The organism is Sedimenticola hydrogenitrophicus (assembly GCF_025175675.1).
Taxonomy (GTDB): domain Bacteria; phylum Pseudomonadota; class Gammaproteobacteria; order Chromatiales; family Chromatiaceae; genus Sedimenticola; species Sedimenticola hydrogenitrophicus.
The window spans coordinates 1-819 of the sequence record NZ_JANIOA010000121.1 but is presented as its reverse complement, the minus strand read 5'-3'; the positions used below and the strand labels follow the sequence as shown (position 1 = coordinate 819).

Below are 819 nucleotides of genomic sequence, written 5' to 3'. Positions count from 1 at the left end.
ACCCTGGGCCATACCACCGCCTACGCCTACGACGGCCGCGACAACCGCACCCAAACTCTCGATGCCAACGGCCATGCATCGCGTCAGGTCTGGGATGGCCTGGGCCGGGTAGTGGACACCATCACCTACCAGAACGGCCAGGAGATCCACGAGCGCAAGGCCTATGACGCCTACGGCAACCAGGTCTCCTTGACCGACGGCGAAGGGCGCGTGACCAGCCAGGTTTACGGCGCCTTCGGCCGCGTGATCGAAGAGATCGGCCCGGGCGGCCGCCAGACCTTCTTCGCCTACGACGACCAGGGTCGCCTGGTGCGTGAATACGCCGCCAACGGCAAGGATATCCGCCGTAGCTACGATGACGCCGGCCGCCTGCTCGAGGTCCACGACCTGGGCACCGGCGTCAAGACCGTCTACGGCTACGACCTGGCCGGCCAGCGCATGAGTGAGGACCTCGACAGCAACGGCGACGGCCTGTTCGACGCCGGTGCCCACGAGCGCAGCCTCCGCTACGAATACGACGCCATCGGCCAGATGGTGCGCTGGGTCGACAGCGTCACCGGCCTGCACACCAACTACCAGTGGGATGCCGCCGGCAACCTGCACCGTGCCTACACCGACCTCGGCTACGACCCGGACAGCGAAGGCCTGGACGCCAATACCCGCTTCGTCGACCACCGCTACAGCTACGACGGCAACAACCAGATCACTCAAATCGACCAGCGCGGCGCCATCGAAAGCCAGTACAGCTACGATGCCGCCGGCAACCGCGTCATGGTCAACAGCGGCGGCGCGATCACCGACTACGCCTTCGATGCCAAT

General features: G+C 65.8%; 1 protein-coding gene. It reads left to right on the top strand.

Annotated features, from left to right (window positions below; translation table 11 throughout):
- The coding region (locus NPX02_RS21240) for an RHS repeat domain-containing protein (RefSeq protein WP_260296064.1) at positions 1 to 819 on the top strand (819 nt) is incomplete at both ends.